This is a genomic window from Parasphingorhabdus sp. JC815, from assembly GCF_040717415.1.
Lineage (GTDB): Bacteria > Pseudomonadota > Alphaproteobacteria > Sphingomonadales > Sphingomonadaceae > Parasphingorhabdus.
Map to the genome: position 1 here is coordinate 868,100 of NZ_JBFEFM010000001.1, position 22,346 is coordinate 890,445.

At 61.1% G+C, this 22,346-nt stretch carries 22 protein-coding genes; 10 read left to right on the forward strand and 12 right to left on the reverse strand.

The window, feature by feature from the left end; all coding sequences use genetic code 11:
* Positions 1 to 9: 9 nt before the first annotated feature.
* The 7 genes from AB1K62_RS04160 to AB1K62_RS04190 all read right to left on the reverse strand — a co-directional run bounded on the left by AB1K62_RS04160 (position 10) and on the right by AB1K62_RS04190 (position 5,894).
* Positions 10 to 744, reverse strand: a complete 735-nt coding sequence (locus tag AB1K62_RS04160; protein WP_367001482.1) for a PepSY domain-containing protein — start codon at positions 742 to 744, stop codon at positions 10 to 12.
* Between the two features lie 20 nt (positions 745 to 764).
* Positions 765 to 1,187: a nuclear transport factor 2 family protein gene (locus AB1K62_RS04165; RefSeq protein ID WP_367001483.1), complete on the reverse strand. Its 423-nt coding sequence runs from the start codon at positions 1,185 to 1,187 to the stop codon at positions 765 to 767.
* 154 nt (positions 1,188 to 1,341) lie between these two features.
* Complete coding sequence (locus tag AB1K62_RS04170) at positions 1,342 to 2,691, reverse strand: copper resistance protein B (RefSeq protein WP_367001484.1); 1,350 nt, start codon at positions 2,689 to 2,691, stop codon at positions 1,342 to 1,344.
* Positions 2,688 to 4,538 (reverse strand): copper resistance system multicopper oxidase, encoded by a 1,851-nt coding sequence (locus tag AB1K62_RS04175; RefSeq protein WP_367001485.1) that lies wholly within the window; start codon positions 4,536 to 4,538, stop codon positions 2,688 to 2,690. Before AB1K62_RS04175 ends, AB1K62_RS04170 begins: the two co-directional genes overlap by 4 nt.
* Positions 4,539 to 4,586: 48 nt before the next feature.
* A complete protein-coding gene (locus tag AB1K62_RS04180) occupies positions 4,587 to 5,153 on the reverse strand; it encodes an RNA polymerase sigma factor (RefSeq protein ID WP_367001488.1) in 567 nt (188 codons plus the stop codon).
* Positions 5,154 to 5,159: 6 nt separating this feature from the next.
* Entirely contained in the window at positions 5,160 to 5,594 is a 435-nt protein-coding gene (locus tag AB1K62_RS04185; protein WP_173214117.1) for a periplasmic heavy metal sensor, read from the reverse strand.
* Positions 5,595 to 5,597: 3 nt separating this feature from the next.
* A complete protein-coding gene (locus AB1K62_RS04190) occupies positions 5,598 to 5,894 on the reverse strand; it encodes a hypothetical protein (protein ID WP_011413849.1) in 297 nt (98 codons plus the stop codon).
* A gap of 149 nt (positions 5,895 to 6,043) precedes the next feature.
* Here AB1K62_RS04190 and AB1K62_RS04195 point away from each other — a divergent pair, with 149 nt between their 5' ends.
* The 10 genes from AB1K62_RS04195 to AB1K62_RS04240 all read left to right on the forward strand — a co-directional run bounded on the left by AB1K62_RS04195 (position 6,044) and on the right by AB1K62_RS04240 (position 13,577).
* Positions 6,044 to 6,730 (forward strand): class I SAM-dependent methyltransferase, encoded by a 687-nt coding sequence (locus tag AB1K62_RS04195; RefSeq protein WP_011413848.1) that lies wholly within the window; start codon positions 6,044 to 6,046, stop codon positions 6,728 to 6,730.
* Positions 6,727 to 7,194, forward strand: a complete 468-nt coding sequence (locus AB1K62_RS04200) for a DUF411 domain-containing protein (RefSeq protein WP_367001489.1) — start codon at positions 6,727 to 6,729, stop codon at positions 7,192 to 7,194. Before AB1K62_RS04195 ends, AB1K62_RS04200 begins: the two co-directional genes overlap by 4 nt.
* A gap of 44 nt (positions 7,195 to 7,238) precedes the next feature.
* Positions 7,239 to 7,514: a hypothetical protein gene (locus AB1K62_RS04205; protein WP_173214113.1), complete on the forward strand. Its 276-nt coding sequence runs from the start codon at positions 7,239 to 7,241 to the stop codon at positions 7,512 to 7,514.
* A gap of 211 nt (positions 7,515 to 7,725) precedes the next feature.
* Positions 7,726 to 9,078, forward strand: coding sequence for an APC family permease (locus tag AB1K62_RS04210; RefSeq protein ID WP_367001491.1), 1,353 nt, complete (start codon positions 7,726 to 7,728; stop codon positions 9,076 to 9,078).
* Between the two features lie 111 nt (positions 9,079 to 9,189).
* Positions 9,190 to 9,939: a MauE/DoxX family redox-associated membrane protein gene (locus AB1K62_RS04215; RefSeq protein WP_367001492.1), complete on the forward strand. Its 750-nt coding sequence runs from the start codon at positions 9,190 to 9,192 to the stop codon at positions 9,937 to 9,939.
* On the forward strand, positions 9,936 to 10,349 hold the full coding sequence (locus tag AB1K62_RS04220) for a potassium channel family protein (protein ID WP_367001494.1): 414 nt from the start codon (positions 9,936 to 9,938) through the stop codon (positions 10,347 to 10,349). Before AB1K62_RS04215 ends, AB1K62_RS04220 begins: the two co-directional genes overlap by 4 nt.
* Positions 10,346 to 10,873: a DUF305 domain-containing protein gene (locus tag AB1K62_RS04225; RefSeq protein WP_367001496.1), complete on the forward strand. Its 528-nt coding sequence runs from the start codon at positions 10,346 to 10,348 to the stop codon at positions 10,871 to 10,873. The genes AB1K62_RS04220 and AB1K62_RS04225 overlap by 4 nt, the downstream gene beginning before the upstream one ends.
* Positions 10,870 to 11,358 (forward strand): DUF6692 family protein, encoded by a 489-nt coding sequence (locus AB1K62_RS04230; RefSeq protein WP_367001498.1) that lies wholly within the window; start codon positions 10,870 to 10,872, stop codon positions 11,356 to 11,358. The genes AB1K62_RS04225 and AB1K62_RS04230 overlap by 4 nt, the downstream gene beginning before the upstream one ends.
* A 93-nt stretch (positions 11,359 to 11,451) precedes the next feature.
* A complete protein-coding gene (locus tag AB1K62_RS04235) occupies positions 11,452 to 12,156 on the forward strand; it encodes an NAD(P)H-binding protein (protein WP_367001499.1) in 705 nt (234 codons plus the stop codon).
* 71 nt (positions 12,157 to 12,227) lie between these two features.
* Positions 12,228 to 13,577, forward strand: a complete 1,350-nt coding sequence (locus tag AB1K62_RS04240) for an MBL fold metallo-hydrolase (RefSeq protein ID WP_367001500.1) — start codon at positions 12,228 to 12,230, stop codon at positions 13,575 to 13,577.
* A gap of 15 nt (positions 13,578 to 13,592) precedes the next feature.
* Here AB1K62_RS04240 and AB1K62_RS04245 read toward each other — a convergent pair whose 3' ends face one another.
* The 5 genes from AB1K62_RS04245 to AB1K62_RS04265 form a co-directional block, all read right to left on the reverse strand.
* A complete protein-coding gene (locus tag AB1K62_RS04245; RefSeq protein ID WP_367001501.1) occupies positions 13,593 to 15,923 on the reverse strand; it encodes a heavy metal translocating P-type ATPase in 2,331 nt (776 codons plus the stop codon).
* Between the two features lie 138 nt (positions 15,924 to 16,061).
* Complete coding sequence (locus AB1K62_RS04250; RefSeq protein ID WP_336986780.1) at positions 16,062 to 16,445, reverse strand: copper-binding protein; 384 nt, start codon at positions 16,443 to 16,445, stop codon at positions 16,062 to 16,064.
* Positions 16,424 to 19,591, reverse strand: a complete 3,168-nt coding sequence (locus AB1K62_RS04255; protein ID WP_367001503.1) for an efflux RND transporter permease subunit — start codon at positions 19,589 to 19,591, stop codon at positions 16,424 to 16,426. Before AB1K62_RS04255 ends, AB1K62_RS04250 begins: the two co-directional genes overlap by 22 nt.
* Positions 19,588 to 21,078: an efflux RND transporter periplasmic adaptor subunit gene (locus AB1K62_RS04260; RefSeq protein ID WP_367001504.1), complete on the reverse strand. Its 1,491-nt coding sequence runs from the start codon at positions 21,076 to 21,078 to the stop codon at positions 19,588 to 19,590. Before AB1K62_RS04260 ends, AB1K62_RS04255 begins: the two co-directional genes overlap by 4 nt.
* A complete protein-coding gene (locus AB1K62_RS04265; protein ID WP_367001506.1) occupies positions 21,075 to 22,310 on the reverse strand; it encodes a TolC family protein in 1,236 nt (411 codons plus the stop codon). Before AB1K62_RS04265 ends, AB1K62_RS04260 begins: the two co-directional genes overlap by 4 nt.
* Positions 22,311 to 22,346 lie beyond the last annotated feature (36 nt).

Below are 22,346 nucleotides of genomic sequence, written 5' to 3' on the forward strand. Positions count from 1 at the left end.
GGGACGCCTTTAGGGAGCGTTGGGCGCAGGTTTCGCCCGCCGCCTGATCCTGGGAAACCGGTTGGCAAGCAGGACAAAGCCCGAAACCGCGATAATCGTCCCGCCGATCCCGAACAGTAGCAACCACCAGCTGTTGATGCGGTCGCGCTGCGTCCAGTCCATAATATGCAGCCCCCAGATAAAATCGAACAGGCGCCAGGTGTCGCTGCGGGCAGCGAGCACCGAGCCGCTCGATGCATCGATGTAGACGCGGGTATTATCCTCATCGCCGTAAGTGATTTGCCACGCCGGGAACGGACCGCGGAATTCGGTCCCGACTGCGTCTTCCACGAATAGTGTTTTCGCTATAGTGGTTCGCGGCCCGGTCCAGGCACGTCGGGCGATGGCCTGTGCGCTCACGGCGGGAAGAGGCGAGAGGAGCATGCCGCTTTCCGGATCGCGGAGCGTGACGCTTCCATCTTCCCGACGGATTTCGGTCACGGCCCTGCCGCCGACCGCGCGCGTCGCAAGGGAAACCACCCCCTCCCTGCTATCGAGCCATTGGGGCAGGACAGCATCATCGGGCAACACCTCCGGTGCGCGCGAAACGACATGTTCGGACCGGACCTCTTCGATGTCGAGGAACGACATCAGCGCCCCTGTGATCATCCACAGGAGCACCTGGACGCCGACAAAGACTGCCAGCCATTTGTGAAGCTTGCTGCCCAGCACATGCAGACGCAGCTTGAAAGAGCGAGTCGCCAATCGGTGTTCCCCCGATCAAATCAGTTGTTACGCGGCGCTCGTGACGACGAATGGTACTGAACGATCTTCCAGCCATCCGCATCATGGGCGAGCACAGAGGTCGCAACGCCTTCGCGGTCGATCACGCGGCCGTCGGCAAGTTCGATCCGATAGGTGTACGTTTCGCGGCCATAAGCCATATGCCCCATCCGGGTGACTGCGAGCGTCGGTTCGCCGAAGGTGAAGCTGGTTATTGCGTCAAGTTCCGGTCCCAGGTGATGCTCCATGTAATGCGTGAAGCTGCCTTCCGCCTTGCCGTTTTCGTAAACGAAGGATTCCTCGGCAAACAGCGCGGCCATGGCCTCTGCATCGCGCGACGTCAGGGCATCGCGATATAATGTCAGAACCGCTTCTGCCCCAGCGACGTCGTCGTGCATCGCAGACATATGCTCGGCATGGTTCATGCCCTGCTCCGTATGGTCCATCGGCGTTGATACCGAATGTTCCGAATGCGCCGAATGGTCCATGGATTGTGCCAGGGCGGGAGCGCCCCCTGCAGCCAAGGCCAGGGCGACTGCGCTTAGAGATAGTCTTGTTCTCATTGTATATTTCCTTCTCTTAAAACCAGAATCGTAAGCCTACGACGTAATTCGTCACGCTGGGGTCGTCCCCTACGGCGCGGGCATAATCGGCGCTGTCACCGATCCGCCATTCCTGGGAAACGCCAACATAGGGCGCGAATTCGCGTGCGAACTCGTAGCGAAGACGCAGACCTGCCTCGATCCGGTCGAGACCTGCGCTGATACCGAGTTCGGGAATGTCCTGTGCCGATAGCGCGAGTTCCGCCCTTGGCTGGAGGATAAGGCGCTGGGTGATCCGCTGGTCGAGCTCGCCCTCGATACGCGCCGTTACATCCCCCTTGGTGGAGACGAAGGCTGCGGCATCGACCTCGAAACGGTACGGCATGAGGCCCTGGATACCGATGACCGCGTGAGTGCGTTCGGGGCCGGTCAGATCCTGGCGAACACCAGCCTGAAAATCGAAGAATGGCGCAATGGCGCGGCTCCAGAGCGCCTGGACTTCCGCGCCCTCGACGGGCTCCCCGAAGCTGCCTTCACCCTCGGACTTGAACCAGAATTTGTCGATATCGCCGCCATAATAGCCCTGGATGTCCCACAGATATCCATCCGCTCCCTCGCGGGCGCGGTATTCGAGCCGGTCGCCCTGTAACCAGAAACGCATACCGCCGTCGGTATCGCGGATGAGTTCGCTCCGCGCTTCGTTCATGGCCTCTTCTCCCCAGATAGAGACGGCCGCACGGGCGGGGCCGCTGCCGGCCTCGGGAGGAGGCGGCAGCAGCGGGATTTCCGGCCCGGAGTCCATCTGCATGGCGGAATGATCCATCCCCTGCATATTCTGCATGGCCTGCCCTGGAGCCGGATCATCCTGCATCTGACCATGATCCATCTCACCCTGAGCGGTCTGATCCTGCGGCATTGCACCATGATTCATCCGGCTATGGTCCATCTGCCCGGCCTCTTGACCGGACTGGCCCATCGGCATCGTCATGACAGGCTGCCCTTGGGTCATTGGCATATCGCCGTGGTTCATCGCACCGTGGTTTGCCTGTCCACTTTCCTGCCCGGTCTGTTCCATGGGCGTTTCCATGCCCGAACGACCATCCTGCGCGGTCATCGAACCATGAGGCATCGTCGAATGGTCCATCGTCGAGTGGTCCATGACAGCCTCAGGCCGGGCAGCCCGTTCGCAAGCTCTTTCAGTTACCGGATGCCCCATCGCGCGATGGCGCTCGGCTTCCGCCTCGCACTTTGTCTTGGCGTCAGCCTGCGCCTCGGCGCTCTGCTGCGGCTCCGCCGGCGAGTGACCGGCATGCTGCGCCGCGGCGGGGGAGGCGAGAACTGAGCTGGCTGCGACCGAGGCGAGCAGGCTGGCAATCACTATCTTCATGCGCCCTCTCCGACCGGGTTGGCAACCGTGACGATCTGAAACATCCCGGCATGCATGTGATAGAGAAGGTGGCAGTGGAAGGCCCAGTCGCCCGGCTCGTCCGCCGTCAGGTCGAACTGCGCGCTGCCGCCCGGCTGCACGTTAACCGTGTGCTTGAGCGGCTGGCGATCGGCAGGTGCGCCGTTGACCAGTTCGAAAAAGTGTCCGTGCAGATGGATTGGGTGCGCCATCATCGTGTTGTTTATCAATTTGACACGCACGCGTTCGTTATAGGCAAAGCGGATCGGCTCGTCGGAGACGGCGGAGAACTTCTTGCCGTCGAACGACCACATGTAGCGTTCCATGTTCCCGGTGAGATGGATTTCCATCCGCCGCGAGGGAGTCCGGCCCTCCTGATGAGGTGTCAGCGAGCGGAGCTTGCGATAGTCGAGGGTGCGGTGGGGGACATCGGCAAGGCCGATGCCGGGGTCGCCCATACGGTCGACCGGGTTCATCGAGACCATGTCGAGACCGGGCCCGACCTTCACGTCGGGAGGCAGGAGCGATGTATCGCGCATCTGCATACCTCCCGCCATGCCAGCCATTCCGGCCATCTCCGCCGAACCGCCATCCATACCGGACATCCCATCCGCGCCAGCCGCTCTTCTCGATCCGTGGTCCATTCCGGCCATACCGCCGGCGCCATGATCCATGCCGGTCATACCGGCATCGTTGCTGCCAGCCCCGTGGTCCATACCGCTCATGCCCATATCAGCCATGGTCAGAAGCGGGGGATCGCGCAGCGGCGGAATGGCCGCGCGCGCGCCAGGCGCGCTCGCAAGCGTCGCGATCCCCATTCCGGACCTATCCACCGACTCGGCCACCAATGTGTACGCCTGCTGCTCACCCGGCGTCACGACGACGTCGTAGGTCTCCGCGACGCCGATCTGGAACTCGTCCACTTCGACCGGCTCGACGTTCTGCCCGTCCGCCTGAACGACGGTCATCGGCAGGCCTGGAATGCGGATATTGAAGAAGGTCATGGCCCCGGCATTGATGAAGCGCAGCCGCACGCGCTCGCCCGGACGGAAGAGATATTCCAGATTGTCGAGCGGGCCATGACCGTTCAGCAGGTAAGTGTAGGCTGGGGCCGACACATCGCTAAGGTCGGTCGGCATCATACGCATTCTCGCCCACATCCGGCGATCCTCGCCCGAAAGCGGATAGTCGTCGGTCCAGGTATTCATGTTGTAGTTGAAGTAGCCTTCGCCCTTCTTGAGCTTGTCGAAAATCGAGTGGGGCGACATTTCGCTGAATTCGCTGAGCACCACGATATATTCGCGGTCGGCCTGAACCGGATCGGGTCCTGCCGGATCCACCACAATGGCGCCGTAATGCCCGGCCTGTTCCTGCAGGCCGCTATGCGAGTGCCACCAGTAGGTGCCCGACTGGCGCACCGGGAATTCAGCGGTGAAGGTCTCTCCGGGCTTGACGCCGGGGAAGCTTACACCTGGCACCCCGTCGAGTTCGAATGGCACGAGCAGCCCGTGCCAGTGGATCGAGGTGTCTTCCTCGAGCTGATTATGAACGTTGAGCCGGACGGTTGTACCTTCCTTCAAGCGCAACAAGGGGCCGGGGATCGTGCCGTTGACAGCGATGGCGCCGCCGCGCCTGTTACCCGTCGCGAAGGCAGAACGTGCGACAGTGAGGTCGATATTCGGCCCCGCTACCTCGTCCAGTCCTTTCCTAGCGTTACCCGCCAGGATGTCCGCGCCGCGCGCCCAGGCCGGCATGGCACCGGAGAGACCAAGCAGGCCCAGCCCGCTGGCACTTGTTCCAAGGAATTTTCGGCGATTGACGGCAGGCATAGGGGGCTCCTGAAAATGCGTATACCGTCACATACGCGGTCAGCTGCCCTACCCCTCAAACTTTTCGAACCGCTCCTTCAGCCGGTTGCGCGCACGATAGATGCGCGTCTCGACGGCTTTCTCGGTGGTGCCGAGCAGCTCGGCAGCCTCGGCCTGGCTGTACCCCTCGACAGTGACCAGCACGAGCGCCTCTTGTAGGCGCACCGGCAAGCGCCCGATTTCGGCCTGGACCAGCCGCAGCTGTTCGCGGGCTCCGGCAACATTTTCGGGATTAGGGGCATCGTCGGCAACGGCGTCGGCTTCCCGGCCGCTCGGCAAGCCAAGGAAGCCCGCAACTTTCCTCCGGCGAAGCTTGTCGCGGCACTTGTTGAGAACGATTGTCGTCAAATAGGGACCGATGGGCTTGCTCGGGTCGAGGCGATGCCGTGTCAGCCAGACCGAAGCGAGACTGTCCTGGACGACATCTTCGGCCAGCGATGGTGAACCCAGCATACGCGTGGCAAGCGCGATCAACCGGGCGATCTCATGTTCGACGAGAGTTGTGAACGCCCGCTTGTCACCGGCTATTGCCCGCCCGATCAGCGCTTCGTTCGAAGTGTCATCCACCGCTGCCAAGGCTGATCAGTCACGCGGATCGCGCGTGAGGGCCGCGGACACTTTCCGGTCGAACTGGAGCTGCTGATCGGGATCGAGAATTTCCCGCATATCGAAGACGTGCCGCACGGTCGCTTTCTGCAATTCGCCCATGCGCGCATGCACCTCGTCGATCGCGGCACTGACTTCGGGCCCGTATTCGTGCTCGGTTTCCATTGCCTGGGCGAGCTGTGCGTTGGCTGCGCGCGCAGAGGCTTCGAGCCTTGCCTGTTCTACCGCGAAACGCGCTTCGAGCGCATCGAGCCGCTCCTCCTGGTCAGCCGTGAGCGAGAGTTCATCGTGCACGAACTGGTGCAGGCTGTCCTCCGCATCGTCGTTGGACCAGCGATCGGCGGCAAGCGCTCCGAGGCATCCGGCGAGCGCCGCCAGCAGAACCGCGAGGACAAGGTGAAACTTCTTCAACGCCTATGACCCCACATGAAGCAATGCAGCGGGTGACAGGGATTCTCCGCCAACGAGGCTCTCGCCAACAATTTCTGTAGGAGCGCCATATTCGGAAGGCCATCCGCTGGTCCCTGCGCCAGCTGCCAGCCCGACGACAAACAGACCGGCGAACAAGGCCATTCTGCGTCGCTGATCGGCAATTTCGCCAAGCTGTCCCGCGCGCTGCCAGACGCCGTTCATGAAGTCGGGCGGCACGTCGCCAGCCTTCTGCGAGGCCATGGTGCCGAGCATCGCATCGAGTGTCTGATTTTCACGCATCCCTTGCTCCTGTCGGTTGCACGGTTCCTATACGCGACACTTCGCGCAAACCCTCAAGTTTCTTTTTTGAGGGCTGCGGGTTGGCGACGCGTAAGAGGAGATATCTGTAGCAACAGCGGTATGTACCAGCGTCGAATGGGAGCCATGGCATGAAAAGCGCGGCAGTTCCGTCAAAAGAACGCGAGTTCACTCCGCCGCTGGGCAAAAGCTGGCTCACGCCGTTCTATGACCGCGCGATCGCAATCTTTACGCGCGAGAGCCGGTGGCGCCGCGCGATCGTCGAAGAGGCCGTATTGGTGCCGGGCGACAAGGTCATCGATGTCGGGTGCGGCACCGGGACCTTGCTCAGAGCGCTGATGGCCAGCTGTCCCGAAGCCGGCTTCATCGGCGTTGAGCCAGACCCCGCCGCGCTGGCGATCGCGCAGCGCAAATTCGGTGCCGGAGTCGATATGGTCCGGTGGCACAACGGCTTTCTTGACAGTCTCGAGCTTTCCGACGGCTGGCAACCAGATAAGATCGTCAGCAGTCTCGTCCTTCACCAGGTGCCCGTTTCGCAAAAACGCGCGATCCTCGAGCAGATCGAGAACCTGCTGGCCCCAGGGGGCATGGCGCTGATTGCCGACTATATGGGGCAGGATGCTCCAGTCATGCGCGCGCTGTTCCGTTCGAGCGTTCAGCTTCTCGACGGCGTGAAGGACACCCAGCCGAGCGCCGACGGAGCCGTCGAGAAATTGCTCGCCGAGATTTTCGCAGACGCCGAATTGCTCGATCGTATCCATACCGCGACCGGAACCATTTCTCTCTGGCGCGGCATCAAGAAAGGCAATGTCCAATGAACCTCACGAAAGATTCGAGACCGCTACGCCGTTCGCTGGCGGCCTCGCTCCTCCTCGCCCTTGCAGCCTGCTCGAATGCAGCGCAGGCCGCGACCTACACGATGTTCCGCGACGCAGGATGCGGCTGCTGTCTCAGCTGGGCCGGTCACGTCGAACATGGGCTCGAAGCAGAGGTCGCCTCGGTCGACACCGACGACATGGCTGCGCTCAAGACAGCCAAGGGTGTGCCACGGGATCTGTGGTCGTGTCACACGATGGAAGTCGATGGCTATATCATCGAAGGCCACGTGCCGGCCGATGCCGTCGCGAAGCTATTGCGCGAACGCCCCGAAGGCGTTGCTGGCCTGGCTGTGCCCGGAATGCCGCTTGGCTCGCCCGGAATGGAAGTCGGAGAGCAGGTGCAGCCCTATAATGTCATCGCCTTCGGCCCAGGCGGGCGGAGCGTGTTCGCATCCGACCCGTGACTATGGACAAGCCATTTTCGCGCCAACTCTAACGGAGGACCATCATGTCGGACTATTCGGTCAAAACCTCAATTCTCATATGGGGCTGGACACTCAGCCTCTTCCTGCTTTTCAGCTACCTGATCTGCATCGGTTTCGGCCTGCTCGCGCCCGAACAGGTGCACATGCACGAAGCGTGGGCGCCGCTGCTTCCCGGTTTCGAATGGCTAACCCTCTCGGGCTTTTTGGCAGGCGCTCTCGGCAGCTTTCTGTACGGTTGGTACATCGCGGTCATTGGGGTGCCACTGCTGCGATTTTTCCGAAACCGGTTCAGGACGTAGTAAATCGGCGGCGATGGACGCGTGCCTTGATACTCGCCGAGCATTTTCAGCTGCGCAAGCAGTCCGCTTTGGGCCGCAATTTGCTCGAGCGCCCCGAGCAAAACGCAACCCTCCGGATTTGTCCTGAAATATTTTTGAGGGATGAGCCCCGGCTGAACGTACTGTCCGGCATGATCTTTCTTGAACGGAAGACCATCGACAGGGGAAAGTCTTGCAAGACCATGAGCACGAGAATCAAAGCGAGACAGCTGGCTCGATAACCCTGCTGGGCGGCGTGGCGATGGGAACCGGCGTCATGATCGGTGCCGGCATATTCGCGCTGACCGGGCAGATCGCCGAGCTTGCCGGTCCGCTCTTCCCCTTATCCTTCATCGCTGGCGCGCTGGTAACCTCGCTGGCGGCCTACAGCTATATCAAGATGTCGAACAAATGGCCGTCTTCGGGCGGCATCGCGATGATCTTGCAAAAAGCATACGGACCCGGCGTGATCGCCGCCTCTGCCTCGCTCCTGATGGCGCTCTCGATGGTCATCAATGAAAGCCTCGTGGCCCGCACCTTCGCGACTTATGCGCTGCGCCCGTTCGGCCTCGAAAGCAGCGGGTGGCTCGTTTCTCTCGCAGCGCTTGCCCTCATCATCTTCGCCTATCTCGTCAATGCAGCGGGCAACAAGTCGGTAAGCGGCTTCTCGCTCATCATGTCCGCCATCAAGATCGGCGGCATCGCGCTGTTCGCAGTCGCGGCGATCTGGGCCAGCGGTTTTTCATCAGGCGCGTTTTCGCAGCCCGTTTCGCTGACGAATGCAGAAGCCATGCTCGCCTCTGTTGCTTTCTCGATCCTCGCCTTCAAGGGCTTCACCACGATTACCAATAGCGGCGGCGAAATCGTCGACCCGCACAAGAATGTCGGTCGGACCATCGTGATCTCGATCGCGGTCTGCATCGTGATCTATCTGCTCGTCGCATTGGCGGTGGGTTCGAGCCTGAGCATATCCGAGATCGTCGAGGCGCGCGATTATTCGCTCGCGGCAGCGGCGCGTCCGGCGCTGGGTGAGCTGGGCTTCTATTTCACCGTCGCGATCGCGATCGCCGCCACGACTTCGGGCGTGATCGCGAGCGTATTTGCTGTGTCGCGCATGCTTGCGATGCTGACCGACATGAAGATGATCCCGCACAGCCATTTCGGTATGAGCGGCGGAATTCGCAGCCACATGCTGGTCTATACGGTGGTCATTGCCGGGACGCTTGCCGTCCTGTTCGATCTGTCGCGGATCGCCTCGCTGGGCGCCTTCTTCTACCTCGTCATGGATATGCTGGTGCATTGGGGCGTCCTGCGTCACCTGCGCAAGGAAGTCGGCGCGCGCGCAACAATACTTCTTACAGCACTCGCGGCAGATGGCGTGGTCCTTGCAGCTTTTACCGCGGCCAAATTGCACAGCGATCCTGCCGTTGTCGCCTATGCGGCGATCGGCATCGTCGCAGTCTTCGTGGGAGAATGGATTTACCTTTCGCACAATTCCGAAGCGCCCGCTTCTCACAAAGATGATCGGTCAGAAGAGAAGAGTTGATGGCAACTTTTCGCTGGGCCTTGAGGCTCTTGCAGCGGGGTTTTTCGAAACCGTTCACCGAAAACCGGCGTTGAGCACGAGACACGTCAGGCAAAACAGATGGAGCGATTCATGACGACCCGAACAGCGGCGGTCTACCGCATGGTAATGGAGGACCATGTCTGTCCCTATGGCATCAAGACGGTCGATCTTCTCAAGCGGCAAGGTTTCGAGGTCGACGATCATCACCTGACCAGCAGGGAGGAAACCGACGCATTCAAGGACAAGCACAACGTCGAGACCACCCCGCAGACCTTTATCGAAGACAAGCGCATTGGCGGCTATGACGATGTCCGCGAGTTCTTCGGCAAGAGCCGTTCGCAGCCAGAGGAAGGCGAGACCAGCTATCAGCCGGTCATTGCGATTTTCGCGGTCGCGCTTCTGCTCGCGTTCGGACTGAGCTGGGCCTTTTTTGATAACCTCTTCACTGTCCGGGCCGCCGAATGGTTCGTCAGCCTGTCGATGACCCTGCTCGCCGTCCAGAAACTTCAGGACGTGCGCAGCTTCTCGACGATGTTCCTCAATTACGACCTGCTCGCACGGCGCTGGGTGCCCTATGGCTTCGTCTACCCGTTCGGCGAAGCCGCTGCCGGCATTCTCATGACCGCGGGCGCGCTGACCTGGCTCTCGGCCCCGCTGGCATTGTTCATCGGCACCGTCGGCGCTGTCAGCGTCTTCAAGGCTGTCTACATCGACAAGCGCGAACTCAAATGCGCCTGCGTCGGCGGCAGCAGCAATGTGCCGCTCGGCTTTGTCTCGCTAACCGAAAATCTGTTCATGATCGGAATGGGTCTGTGGATGGGCGCGAAGCTTTTCACATGATCACCGCGCTCCTCCTCTCCGTCTTGCTGTTCCTTGCAGCCGTCGCTTCCCACCTTGCCATTCTGGGTGTCGGCCACCGGCTTCTCGATCGCCGCCGCGATACGCTGGCAAAGCTTGCCGTTTCGCTGCTCGTGCTCGCGTCGCATTTTCTGGTCGCGATCCTTTTTGCCGCAGGTTTCTGGCTGGGCGCGCAGTGGGGCCTGGGAGGGTTCGACAAGGCGCCTTCAATGGACTGGATGGACTACTTCTATTTCTCGCTGATCAACGTGACCACACTGGGCCTGGGCGACATTTATCCGACCGAGCACCTGAGGGTTCTCGCCGGCGTCGAGGCCCTCACCGGCTTCGCTCTCATCAGCTGCTCGGCGCAGCTATTCTGGACCATGATGCAAGAAGGAGAAAAAGCATGACTGAAAAGACCTCCCATTCGGACAAGGGAGGGGGCGGCAGCTATTGGCGATTCATGGCCATGGTGTCGACCTCGACCGTGATCATGTTCTTCCTGATGTATGCCAACACCTTTACCGTCGATGATCTTTTCTGGAGCGAAACGCGCTTCTGGATGATGTTCGTCATGGGCGCGATGATGATGGTCGTCATGCTTCTCTTCATGTGGGGCATGTACAAGGACAAGACCAAGAACTTCATCATTCTGGGCGTCGGGGCCTTTGTGTTCGCGCTCGCGCTATGGCTGGTGCGCAGCCAGACCACCGTCGACGATACCGAATATATGGCAGCGATGATCCCGCACCACTCGATCGCGATCATGACCAGCGAACGCGCGAGCCTGAAAGATCCTCGCGTGCGCGAACTCGCGCAGGCCATCATCGTCGCGCAGCGCCGCGAAATCGCCGAGATGAAATATCTCATCGACGATATCGAGCAGAACGGTCCTCGGACCGAAGAACGCCTGCCCGAGGAGATGCAGCCATGAACAAGATAGCTTTCACGGCGCTCATCGCGCTACCGCTTGCCGCCTGCAATTCGAACACCGCTCCGGGCAACGACCGCGAAGCCCAGCTCGACCCGCCTGCCACTGCCGCGCCGATCGAGGATGCGGCCAGTGCACTGGCAAATGTTGACCCGGGCCTCATGCTTCCCGGGACCATGAATGACGCGGACCTTGCTGCTCTGGGCGCAGGACAGGCCTGCCAGTTCCGCCTGACCGAAGTGGCCTTTCCCTCATTTGTCTATGACGGTGACGGGAGCGGAGCGATCAAGATCAATGGCAAATTGATCCCCGTCGCTTCTGATGGTCCCGGTAGCTATTCGAATGGCGAGCTTCGGATCAAAACCCGTATGTTGGATGGTGAAGGCGATGCGGGCTTGCAAATGCAGGAGATGATCGTCGCAGCGCCAAGAGCCAAGGATGAATTCGGCTTCTGGGGTTATACCACCTGTCCGGCTGACGGAGCCTGATACTGGCAGGGCGCGTGGGCGGGCCGTCGGCTAACCCGTGCGCCCGTGCCTCCGCCCTTCGTCGCCCTCACCAGTTTTAACGGGAACAAGCAGATGACTGATACGAGGCCCATCGCTGTCTTCGGGGCGGGCGGAAAGACCGGCACCAAGTTATTGAGGCGTGCCCGTGCCCTGGACATACCGATCCGCGCCTTCGAACACACAGTGCCTGGGCCAGACGAGCGGGTGGGCGACTTCGAATACATCGAATGCGATGTGCTGTCGGACGATTTCGCGGGCGATCTCGATGGCTGCCGCGCGGCTATCTCGACGCTCGGTGTCGCTTTCGGTCCGGGCAATGCGATGGATCCACCGCCGCTCTATACCGATGGCACGCGCAACCTGCTCGAGGCGATGGCACAGACGAAGATCGACCGCATTGCCGTGATCTCCGCTGCCTTCGTCGAACATCAGTCGAGCGTCCCGGCGTGGTTTGAACTCACCGCCAAGCCTGCGTTGTTCAATATACTCGAGCAGATGCGCGCCATGGAAGCGATGCTCAGCGACGCCCAAGGCATCAAATGGACGGCCGCACGACCGGGCTGGCTGCTGGATGAGCCTTACACCGGCGATGCCGTCATTACGGACGAACGCTTGGCAGAAGGCTGTTTCCGCTGCCGTCATGCTGATCTCGCGGCGAGCCTGCTCGATTTCGTGTGCGAAGATACCTGGATCAACGCAAAGCCTGCCATCGGCAGGCCCGAAGCCGAACATTTCGAAAGTCCCGCCGCCATCAAGGCCGAACTCGGGATCGATTGAGCGCCGGATAATTTTGCGATTTGTGACAGGCCCGCACGTTGCAAGTTGTGAGCAACAGACAAGGAAATCGTATGTTTCTGGAGAAAATCAAAACCCCTGGCCTCTCGCACCTTTCCTATATCATCGGCTCGGGCGGACAGGCAACGGTCATCGATCCGCGCCGGGACTGCGAGATCTATGTCGAAAAGGCGCGGGCCGAAGGACTGGAGATAACGCACATCTTCGAAACCCATCGCAATGAGGATCTGATCAGCGGCTCGCCGATCTTGGCCGATTTGACAGGAGCCAAGGTCTATCACGGGCCCAACGCGGCAGGCGAGATCGTTTTTGCCAATACCGCACGCGAGGGCGATTGTTTCGAGCTGGGTCAATTGCGGATCGAGGTGCTGGAAACACCTGGACACACCGACGATCATCTCGCTTTCATCATCCATGACGGCGAATATTCCGAGGGACCGGTCGGCGTCTTTACCGGCGATGCCCTGTTTGTCGGCGATGTCGGGCGCACCGATTTCTATCCCGAGCGCAAGGAAGAGGTCGCAGGCCTTCTGTTCGACTCACTGCAGAAACTTTGCGGCCTCGGCGATCAGGCGATTATCTACCCGGCGCATGGTGCGGGCTCGGTCTGCGGGTCGGGAATGGCGGATCGGGAATTCTCGACAATCGGCCACGAGCGACGCAACAACCCTCGCCTGCGCATCTCCGACCGCGACGAGTTCATCAAGGCGAAGGTGGCAGAACACCACCACCAACCTCCCTATTTCCGGCTGATGGAACGGCTTAACCTCGAAGGGGCCGATGCCGCGCCGCGGGTCATACGACCAAGGCGCTTAGGGCTGGGAGAGCTTGACGAGATCGAAGCCGATCACTTGGTCGATGTGCGCGAGCCGCTCGCCTACGCTGCCGGCCATCTGCCGGGTGCCATGTGCCTTCCGGTGGGAATGATACCGGCCTTTGCCGGATGGTTTCTCAGTGAAGGCGACAGGATCGCCCTCATCGCTTCCGAGGAAGACCAGCTAGCCCAGGCCATGGCCCATCTGGTGCGTATCGGTCTCGATAATGTTGTCGGCGGCTATGTCGGCGTGGTTCCAGCTGCCGCACAGGGCAAAGCGATGCGCAGCATTCCCATGATCGGCACAAGAGAAATCGCGCGCAGGCTCGATCAAGACAGCGGCGAGTGGACCTTGCTCGACGTGCGCGACGCGGACGAACGGCAAGTAGCAAGGATCGACGGGTCAGCACATATCTATGTCGGTGAGCTCAACACGCGGTGGGAAGATCTCGACCGCGACCGCCATTACACGCTGATGTGCGCGAGCGGTATGCGGGCGAGCGTTGCTGCGGGCTGGCTGGCAAGCCAGGGCTTCAAGCGCCTCGACATCTATCTCGGCTCCATGGGCGCTTGGAAAAAACGCGTATAGCTGAAGTTTGGCCTCTCAGACTTCGAGGCGCAGACCCCGCAGCCGCAGCGCATTGCCTATCACCGATACGGAAGAGAGGCTCATGGCTGCGGCCGCAATCATCGGGCTGAGCAGCACTCCGAAGAAGGGATACAGCACGCCTGCCGCGACCGGGATGCCGAGTGTGTTGTAAGCGAAGGCGAAAAACAGGTTCTGCCGGATGTTGCGCATCGTCCCACGCGACAGCACGATGGCCTGCACCACTCCTGTCAGGTCGCCGCGAACCAGCGTCACGCCGGCGCTTTCGATTGCGACATCGGTGCCGGTGCCCATGGCAATGCCGACATCGGCGGCGGCCAGTGCAGGCGCATCGTTGATCCCGTCCCCTGCCATGCCGACGCGGCGACCTTGCGCTTTCAGCTCTTCGATCTTGCGGTGCTTGTCTTCGGGCGAGACATTCGCATGCACTTCATCGATTTTCATTTCGCGCGCGACCGCTTCGGCAGTGCTGCGGCTGTCGCCCGTCAGCATAACGACCCGGATGTCGCGCTTGTGCAGCGCCGCAATAGCCGCTGCGCTGGTAGGCTTGATCGGATCGGCCACCGCGATAAGGCCTGCCGGCCGGCCATCGAACGCAACGAACATCACCGTCTGACCCTGCTTGCGACCATTTTCGGCCGAGCCCAGCCAGGCCTCGTCATTGATCCCGACGCGCCGCATCATCTTCTCATTTCCGATCGCAACACGGCGGTCCTGGACGTTGGCTTCAACGCCTTCCCCAGTCGTCGAAGCGATATCCGTGGCATTGGCAGGAGAAACGCCGCGCGTCCGCGCGCCCTCGACAATGGCATGGGCCAGCGGATGTTCGCTCCCCATTTCGACACCTGCCACCGCAGCCAGGAAATCGCTTTCCTTGATGTCATCTGCCGGCGTCACCGCCACCAAATCGGGTTTGCCCATCGTCAGCGTGCCGGTCTTGTCGACCACCAGCGTATCGATTTTCTCGAGTGTCTCCAGCGCCTCGGCATTGCGGATCAGAATCCCGTGCTGGGCACCCTTGCCTGTGCCCGTCATGATCGACATCGGCGTAGCGAGACCGAGCGCACAGGGACAGGCGATGATCAGGACTGCAATGGCATTGACCAGCGCATAGGCAAGCGCTGGTGCGGGCCCCCAGATTCCCCATACCACGAAGGTGGCGATGGCTATCACCACCACCGCAGGCACGAACCAGCCCGCCACCTGATCTGCCAGTCGCTGGATCGGTGCGCGGCTGCGCTGCGCCTCGGCCACCATCTGGACGATCTTGGACAGCATCGTGTCCTTGCCCACACCGGTCGCGCGCATGACGAACCCGCCAGTCTGGTTGACCGTGCCGCCAATGACTGTGTCGCCAGCCTGTTTGGCGACCGGCAGCGGTTCGCCGCTGATCATGGATTCGTCGATGGCGCTCGATCCCTCTTCGATCTCGCCATCGACCGGAACCTTATCGCCCGGTCGAACGCGCAGACGATCGCCTGTGGCCAGCTGGTCGAGCGGCACCTCGCGCTCATCGCCGGAGCCGAAGATCTTGACCGCGCTGGGCGGCGCCAATTCGAGCAATGCGCGCAAAGCGCTCGAGGTCGAGCCTCTTGCCTTGAGCTCGAGGACCTGTCCGAGCAAAACGAGTGTGGTTATGACCGCTGCCGCCTCGAAATAGATCCCGACCCGTCCCGAATGGTCGCGGAACGCCGCAGGGAACAGATCGGGCGCGACCGTCGCCACCACGCTGAACAGATAGGCGATGGCAACGCCAAACCCGATCAGCGTGAACATGTTGAGATTGCGCGTCTTGAGCGACTGTATGGCCCGAACGAAGAACGGCCAGGCTCCCCAAAGAACAACCGGTGTGGCAAGGGCAAACTGCGCCCATTGCGCCCAGGCAGGTTCGATCAGCCGGTCGAAACTGAGCCCCGGTGCCATGTCGCTCATCGCGTAGACGAACAGAGGCAGCGTGAGCAGCGCGCTCCACCAGAACCTACGCCGCATATCAACCAGTTCGGGATCGGGGCCATCGTCCAGCGAAACCGTTTCCGGTTCGAGCGCCATGCCGCAAATCGGGCATGAACCCGGCCCGGGCTGGCGGATTTCAGGGTGCATCGGGCAGGTGTAGATCGTGCCTTCGGGCACATCCTCGACCGCGTCGAGATGCGCGCCCGAGAGATAGAGCTCGGGATCGGTGACGAACTTGTCGTGACATCGCGGCGAACAAAAATAGTGCTCGGCCCCCGCATGCTTCGCGATATGCTCTGCTCCGTCGATCGCTACGCTCATGCCGCAGACGGGATCGATGGCGGTGCCTTCGAGTAAGCTTGCGTCCGTGCTCATCGCTCTTCCTTTCTCACTCTAAAGCAGACCTCTTACAGCCTTGTGCCGAATACTTTGGCGGTGCCGGCACGATACCAGGTTTCGGTCGTCCGCATTTCGTTGGGCGGCACCAGGTTTGCCTGGCACCACCCAACCGACTCACTGCTTCGTGATCGACGTGATCACATTGCCTTCAGAACCGGTACGAAATTCAAAGGCAATTCCCTCACCGACGCTTACTTCGCTGCGCAGTTGTTCATCGGCTTCAAACGCCATGGTCATTGCAGGCCACTCGATCGCCGGGACCGGACCGTGGTCGACGGTTATCGTGCCCGCTTCGGCATCGATTGCAGTAACCGTGCCTTCTGCGCTGGCGGTTTGCATTTCGCTGCCAGGTTCCATCATCGGCATATCTTCGCCGTCCATCATCATTTCATTCTCTGCCATCGGCATGTCGTTCATCTCGGCAGTGTCCTGACCAGAATCGCAGGCCGCCAGCGCCAGCGGGGCGGCCAATAGGCTCATGAGGGTTGTGGTACGCATTCTTTTTCTCCTTGCGGTTGGGTTGGCCGTTCGGGCCGGGGGCGCCGCATCAACAAATATGCGGCGGGGATAACGAACATCGAAAGCAGCGGCGCGGTGATCATGCCGCCCACCATCGGCGCGGCGATGCGGCTCATGACCTCCGAACCTGCGCCGGTTCCAATGAGGATCGGGAAGAGACCGGCAAGAATGACGGCCACGGTCATCGCCTTGGGACGCACGCGCAAAAGAGCGCCCTCCCTGATGGCTTCGCCCACGCCGTCCGCATCGAGGGCGCCGCTGCGCCGGGCCAGCGCAGACTTGAGGTAGATCAGCATGATGACGCCGAACTCGGCAGACACACCGGCAAGCGCAATAAAACCCACCGATGTCGCAACAGACTGGTTGTAGCCCATCAGATAAAGCAGCCAGAAGCCGCCGGTGAGGGCAAAGGGCAGCGTGCCCATAACAAGTAGCGCTTCGTCGAAGCGGCGGAAGATCAGGTACAGCAAAACGAAGATGATGCCGAGCGTCGCGGGAACGACGACCTGCAACCGTTCATTGGCGCGGGTGAGATATTCAAACTGGCCCGCGTAAGAGATGCTCACACCGGCAGGCAGATCGACGCCCTCTGACACCGCCTCCTGAAGATCGCTTACGACCGAAGTAAGATCGCGCCCGCGCGTGTCGACATAGACCACGCTGATAAGACGGCCCTGCTCATTCTTGAGCATGGGGGGGCCATCGCTGACGCTCACCTGCGCTACGGTGCCGAGCGTAATTTGCTGGCCAGAGGGGGTTAGCAAAGGCAGCGCGCGCAGTTCTGCGAGACTGTCGCGGATCTCGCGCGGATAGCGGACATTGATGGGAAATCGCGCCAGTCCTTCGACCGTTCTGCCGATATTCGCGCCGCCGATCGCGCCTGACACAATTTGCTGAACATCGGCGATATTCAGCCCGAAACGCGCCGCAGCGACCCGGTCGATGTCCACATCGACATAGCGGCCTCCCGAAAGACGCTCTGCCAATGCGGAGCTGACGCCAGGAACCTGTTTTGCGACATTCTCGACCTGCAAAGCTACGCGCTCGATTTCGGCAAGGTCCTCGCCGGACACTTTCACGCCGATCGGGCTTTTGATACCGGTCGCGAGCATATCGATGCGGTTGCGGATCGGGGGCACCCAGACATTGGCGAGTCCCGGCACCTGCACAGCACGATCGAGCTCGTCGACGAGCTTCTCTGGCGTCATGCCCGGCCGCCAGTCTTCGCGCGGCTTGAACCGGATGGTCGTCTCGAACATCGTGAGCGGCGCCGGGTCTGTTGCGGTATCCGCGCGTCCTGCCTTGCCGAACACGGTATCGACTTCCGGCACGGATTTGATCAGCCGATCCGTCCGCTGAAGCAATGCCGACGCTTCACCAGGAGACAGGCCAGGCAACGCGCTTGGCATGTAAAGCAAGTCGCCTTCATCGAGCGGCGGCAGGAATTCGCCACCAAGGCGCGTGAACGGGACCAGCGCCGTGAGGAACACCAGTCCGGCCACCAGCATTGTCGTCTTGGGTCGGCTGAGCACCCAATCAAGACCCGGCCGGTAGGCTTTGGTCAGCAAGCGATTGAGAACGTTGGTGTCCTCCTTGGGTATCTTCCCGCGGATCAGCCAACCCATCAGAACGGGAACCAGCGTCACCGACAGAATGGCGGCCGCCGCCATGGCGTAGGTCTTTGTGAAGGCCAGTGGGGAGAAGAGCCGCCCTTCCTGCGCCTGCAGAGTAAACACCGGCAGGAACGATAGGGTTATGATCAGGAGGCTGAAAAACAGCGCTGGCCCCACCTCTTTCGATGCGTCCGCAATCAGCTTCCAACGCTCATCATTGGACATCTGTTCGTCGGGATGGTCCTCTTCCCAATGCTCGATGTGCTTGTGCGCGTTCTCGATCATGACGATGGCAGCGTCGACCATCGCGCCGATTGCGATGGCAATGCCGCCCAAGGACATGATGTTCGCATCGACCCCCTGGAACCGCATCACGATAAAGGCCGCCAGCACCCCCAATGGCAGTGTGACGATCGCCACCAATGCTGATCGCACATGCCACAGGAATAGCGCGCAAACGATCGCGACGATGACAAACTCGGCGATGAGTTTTCCTGTCAGGTTTTCGATCGAGGCGTCGATCAGCTTCGAGCGATCATAGGTCGTGACAATCTCGACCCCTTCGGGAAGACTGGCCTGGAGCACGTCGAGCTTCTCTTCGACAGCCGCGATGGTTGCCCGCGCATCCTCGCCTTGTCTAAGCACGACAATACCGCCTGCGACCTCGCCTTCGCCATTGAGTTCGGCGATCCCTCGCCGCATTTCGGGGCCAAGCTGGATCGTGGCGACATCGGACAAGGCGACGGGGATACCGTTACCCACCGATTTCAGCGGAATCTGTCTGAAGTCGTCGAGAGACGTGAGATAGCCCGAAGCGCGGACCATGAATTCGGCCTCGCCCATTTCAACCACCGATCCGCCAGCCTCTTGATTGGAAGCTTGTATGGCACGCACGACATCGCTGTAGGTGACGCCAAGCGAAGCCATCCGGTAGGGTTCCAGCACGACCTGGTACTGCTTGACCATGCCGCCAACGCTGGCGACCTCTGCAATGCCCGGAATGGTCTGCAGCTCATAGCGCAGGAACCAGTCCTGAAGACTTCTGAGCCCAGCAAGATCGCTGTTCCCCGTTCGGTCGACGAGAGCATATTCGTAAATCCAGCCCACCCCCGTCGCGTCCGGCCCGAGCGAGCTGGTCACTCCGTCGGGCAATTCGTTTTGCACCTGGTTGAGATATTCAAGCACGCGCGAGCGCGCCCAGTAGAGGTCGGTCCCATCCTCGAAGATCACATAGACGAAGCTGTCGCCGAACATCGAATAGCCGCGCACAGTTTCCGCGCCCGGCACCGAGAGCATCGTCGTTGCGAGCGGATAGGTGACCTGATCCTCAACGATGCGCGGAGCTTGGCCAGGATAGTTCGACCGCACCACGACCTGCACATCAGACAGATCGGGGATCGCATCGACCGGCGTTGCGCGCACCGCCCAGAAGCCAGCCAGCGTGACCGCGATAGCCGCCAGAACGATGAAAAACCGATTGGCGATCGATGCATCTATTATGCGCGCGATCATCGGTCGGTCTTCCGAATGGATTCGATACGCGGACCGGTGTCGTGCTGCGAGAACGTAAACTCGACCTTGTCGCCCGGTTCAATACCGTCAACTAGAGCGGCGTCTTCGAGTGCGAAGGGCATGACCATGCTCGGCCATTCGAGAGCGGGAACCGGCGCGTGATTGAGAGTGATCGAAGCACCAGCGATTTTCGTCACTCTTCCCGTAGCGGTGTACGTCCTCATGTTTGGCGAGCCTTCCGACGCCATGCTCATGGTCCCATCGATTGACCTGACGTCGATCCCGCCAAGACTTGCTTCGGAGTCGATCAGGAACTGACCTGAAGTGACGACCTGCTCGCCCTCCGCAAGGCCTGCGAGTATCTCTGTCCTGCCATTCGCTTCGCGCCCGATTTCGACCTCGGCAGGCAGGAACGCGCCTTCATCCTCCTTGAGCATCACGAGATTTCGGCGTCCGGTTCGAATGACCGCCTCCGACGGTACCAGCAAGGCTCGCCGTGTGTCGGGTGAAAGCGACACCTGCGCGAACATCCCTGGTTTCAACCTGCCGCGCGGATTGGGTAGCTCAGCCCGGACGGTGATGGTTCGGCTCGCGGCATCGGCGCTTGGAAGGATGGCAACAATCCGTCCCGCAAATCGCTGATCCGGATACGCTGCCAGGGTCGCACTGATGGGCTGGCCCTGCCGGATATTTGCGGCCTGGGCTTCAGGAACCGAAGCTTCAAGCCATATCGGCGAAAAGCCCGTAATCTCGGCCAAAGTTTGACCTTCCATTACAGTCATGCCCGAGCGCACCCCAAGCATTGTTACGGCACCGCCCACGGGAGCCGTGACGGTGATCGTGTTTTGGGCTCTGCGTGTGCGTTCGACCGATGCGATCATTGCGTCGTTCATTCCAAGCAAGCGCATGCGCTGCCGCATCGCATCTGCCAGCGCCCGATCGCCGGTATTGAGCACAGCAATGTACTCGCGCTGCGCGCCGCCCCAATCAGGGACCAAAATATCGACGATCGGAGCGCCGCGACTGACGACATCGTCCTGCGTAAGGCCATAGGTGCGTTGAACGTAGCCCCCCGCGCGTGGCTGGACGATAGCTATATCCCTGCTGTTGTATGCGAGGACACCCGTAACGGTGATCTCCGGTTCGAGAACGCCGAACTCGGCTGCTGCGGTGCGAATTCCGAAATTCTGCACAAGGCCCGGATCGATCCGGACGCCCGCTTCCGCAGCTTCTCCCGCGCACTTGGGAACCAGCATCATGTCCATGAAGGGCGACTTACCGGGCTCGTCAAAACGTTGTCCGGGCACCATCGGATCGTACCAATAGAGCACGTCCTCACAGTCAGTATCCGTCGGCGAGCCAGCTCCGCTGCTCTCGCCGCCGAGCATGTGAAGACCGTAGCCAGCAGCCAGGCTGACAAGGGCAATACCTAGCCCAGCCGCAAACATGCGTTGGCGCTGCGTAAATCGTTCGAGCACGGAGTTCATGGCCTGCCCTCCCCGTATGTGAGTTGTAGTTTGACCGCCGCCTGCACCGCCGCCTGTTCGCGTTCGAGAATTTCCAGCTCGAGCAGGGCAAGTGCGGATTTCGCCGCAATCACATCGACGAGATCGGCACGCCCGGCCGCAAAGCTGGCTGTCTCGAGGTCAACGCGGTCACGCGCGAGCGGAAGAAGTTCATCACGCGCGCGGCGCCATTGGCGCATAGTGCTGCGCCAAGTGGCGAGATCGGCTTCGAAATCCGCGACCAGCGCGCGTCTGCGATCCTCGCGTTCGGCCAAAGCGGCAGCGGCATCGGCTTCGGCGGCGGCGATGCGCGGATTCTGCCGCCGGTCGGTGAAGATCGGAAGAGTAATCGACCCCATGACCGACACCGCATCGCCAAACGCCTGGTCGCGACGACCATAGTTGACGCTCACCCCAAAATCCGGCCTCTTTTCAGCGCGAGCGAGCGCGACACCGGCTTCGGCCCGGTCTCGTTCCGCATCGGCCAGAATGAGTTCGGGATTCCCTTCCAGTTCGAAGCGAAGCTGGTTTTCATCCAGAGCCGCCGTGGGAGCCTCACCCAATGCAACCGGGTCAGGGAACGGTATGTATCGGGAAAGCTGCGCTTGCGCCGTCTCGCGCTCGGCCTCGATCGACGTCGCTGCATCCTCGATCCCAAGCAATTCGCGCCGTATCACGAGGCTTTCGGCCGGGCGGGCCGAGCCCGACGCGCCTGCGCTATTGGCAACAGGGATGAAGGCTCGCAGCTCATCGAGCGCTGTGCTGGCGAGATCGAGGCGTTCTTGCGCGTAGAACAAGCTGACCCAAGCGGTTCCAGCGCTTGCGAGAAGATTGCGCTCCGCCATACCGAGCCGTGCTTCCGCCACCCGAACTTCGGAACTGGCAACGCCATACCTCGCCCGTCGCCGCGCAAGATTGGGTATCTCCTGCTCGATACCGATGGCGACTTGCGTAGGAAGTTGCCGGTCAAGCTCGAACGCCGCGGGTCCGCTTACCGGAAGGTTCATAACCCCTGCGCGTAAACGCGGGTCGGGAAGCTCGTCCGCCGCTTCCGCAGCCTCGCGCCGTGATTGTACACGCAGCGCGCCAGCTTCCAAAACGGGTTGCTCGCCCCGCACCGCTGCAAGTGCTTCCTCGTATCCGACAGACTGCGCTTGCGCAGCTTGCGCGGCGAGCAGTGCCGAAAACGCCACCCAGCCAATTCGCCAATCCATAATACTCACTCTTTCAAAGCGAACTGGCCGGGAACG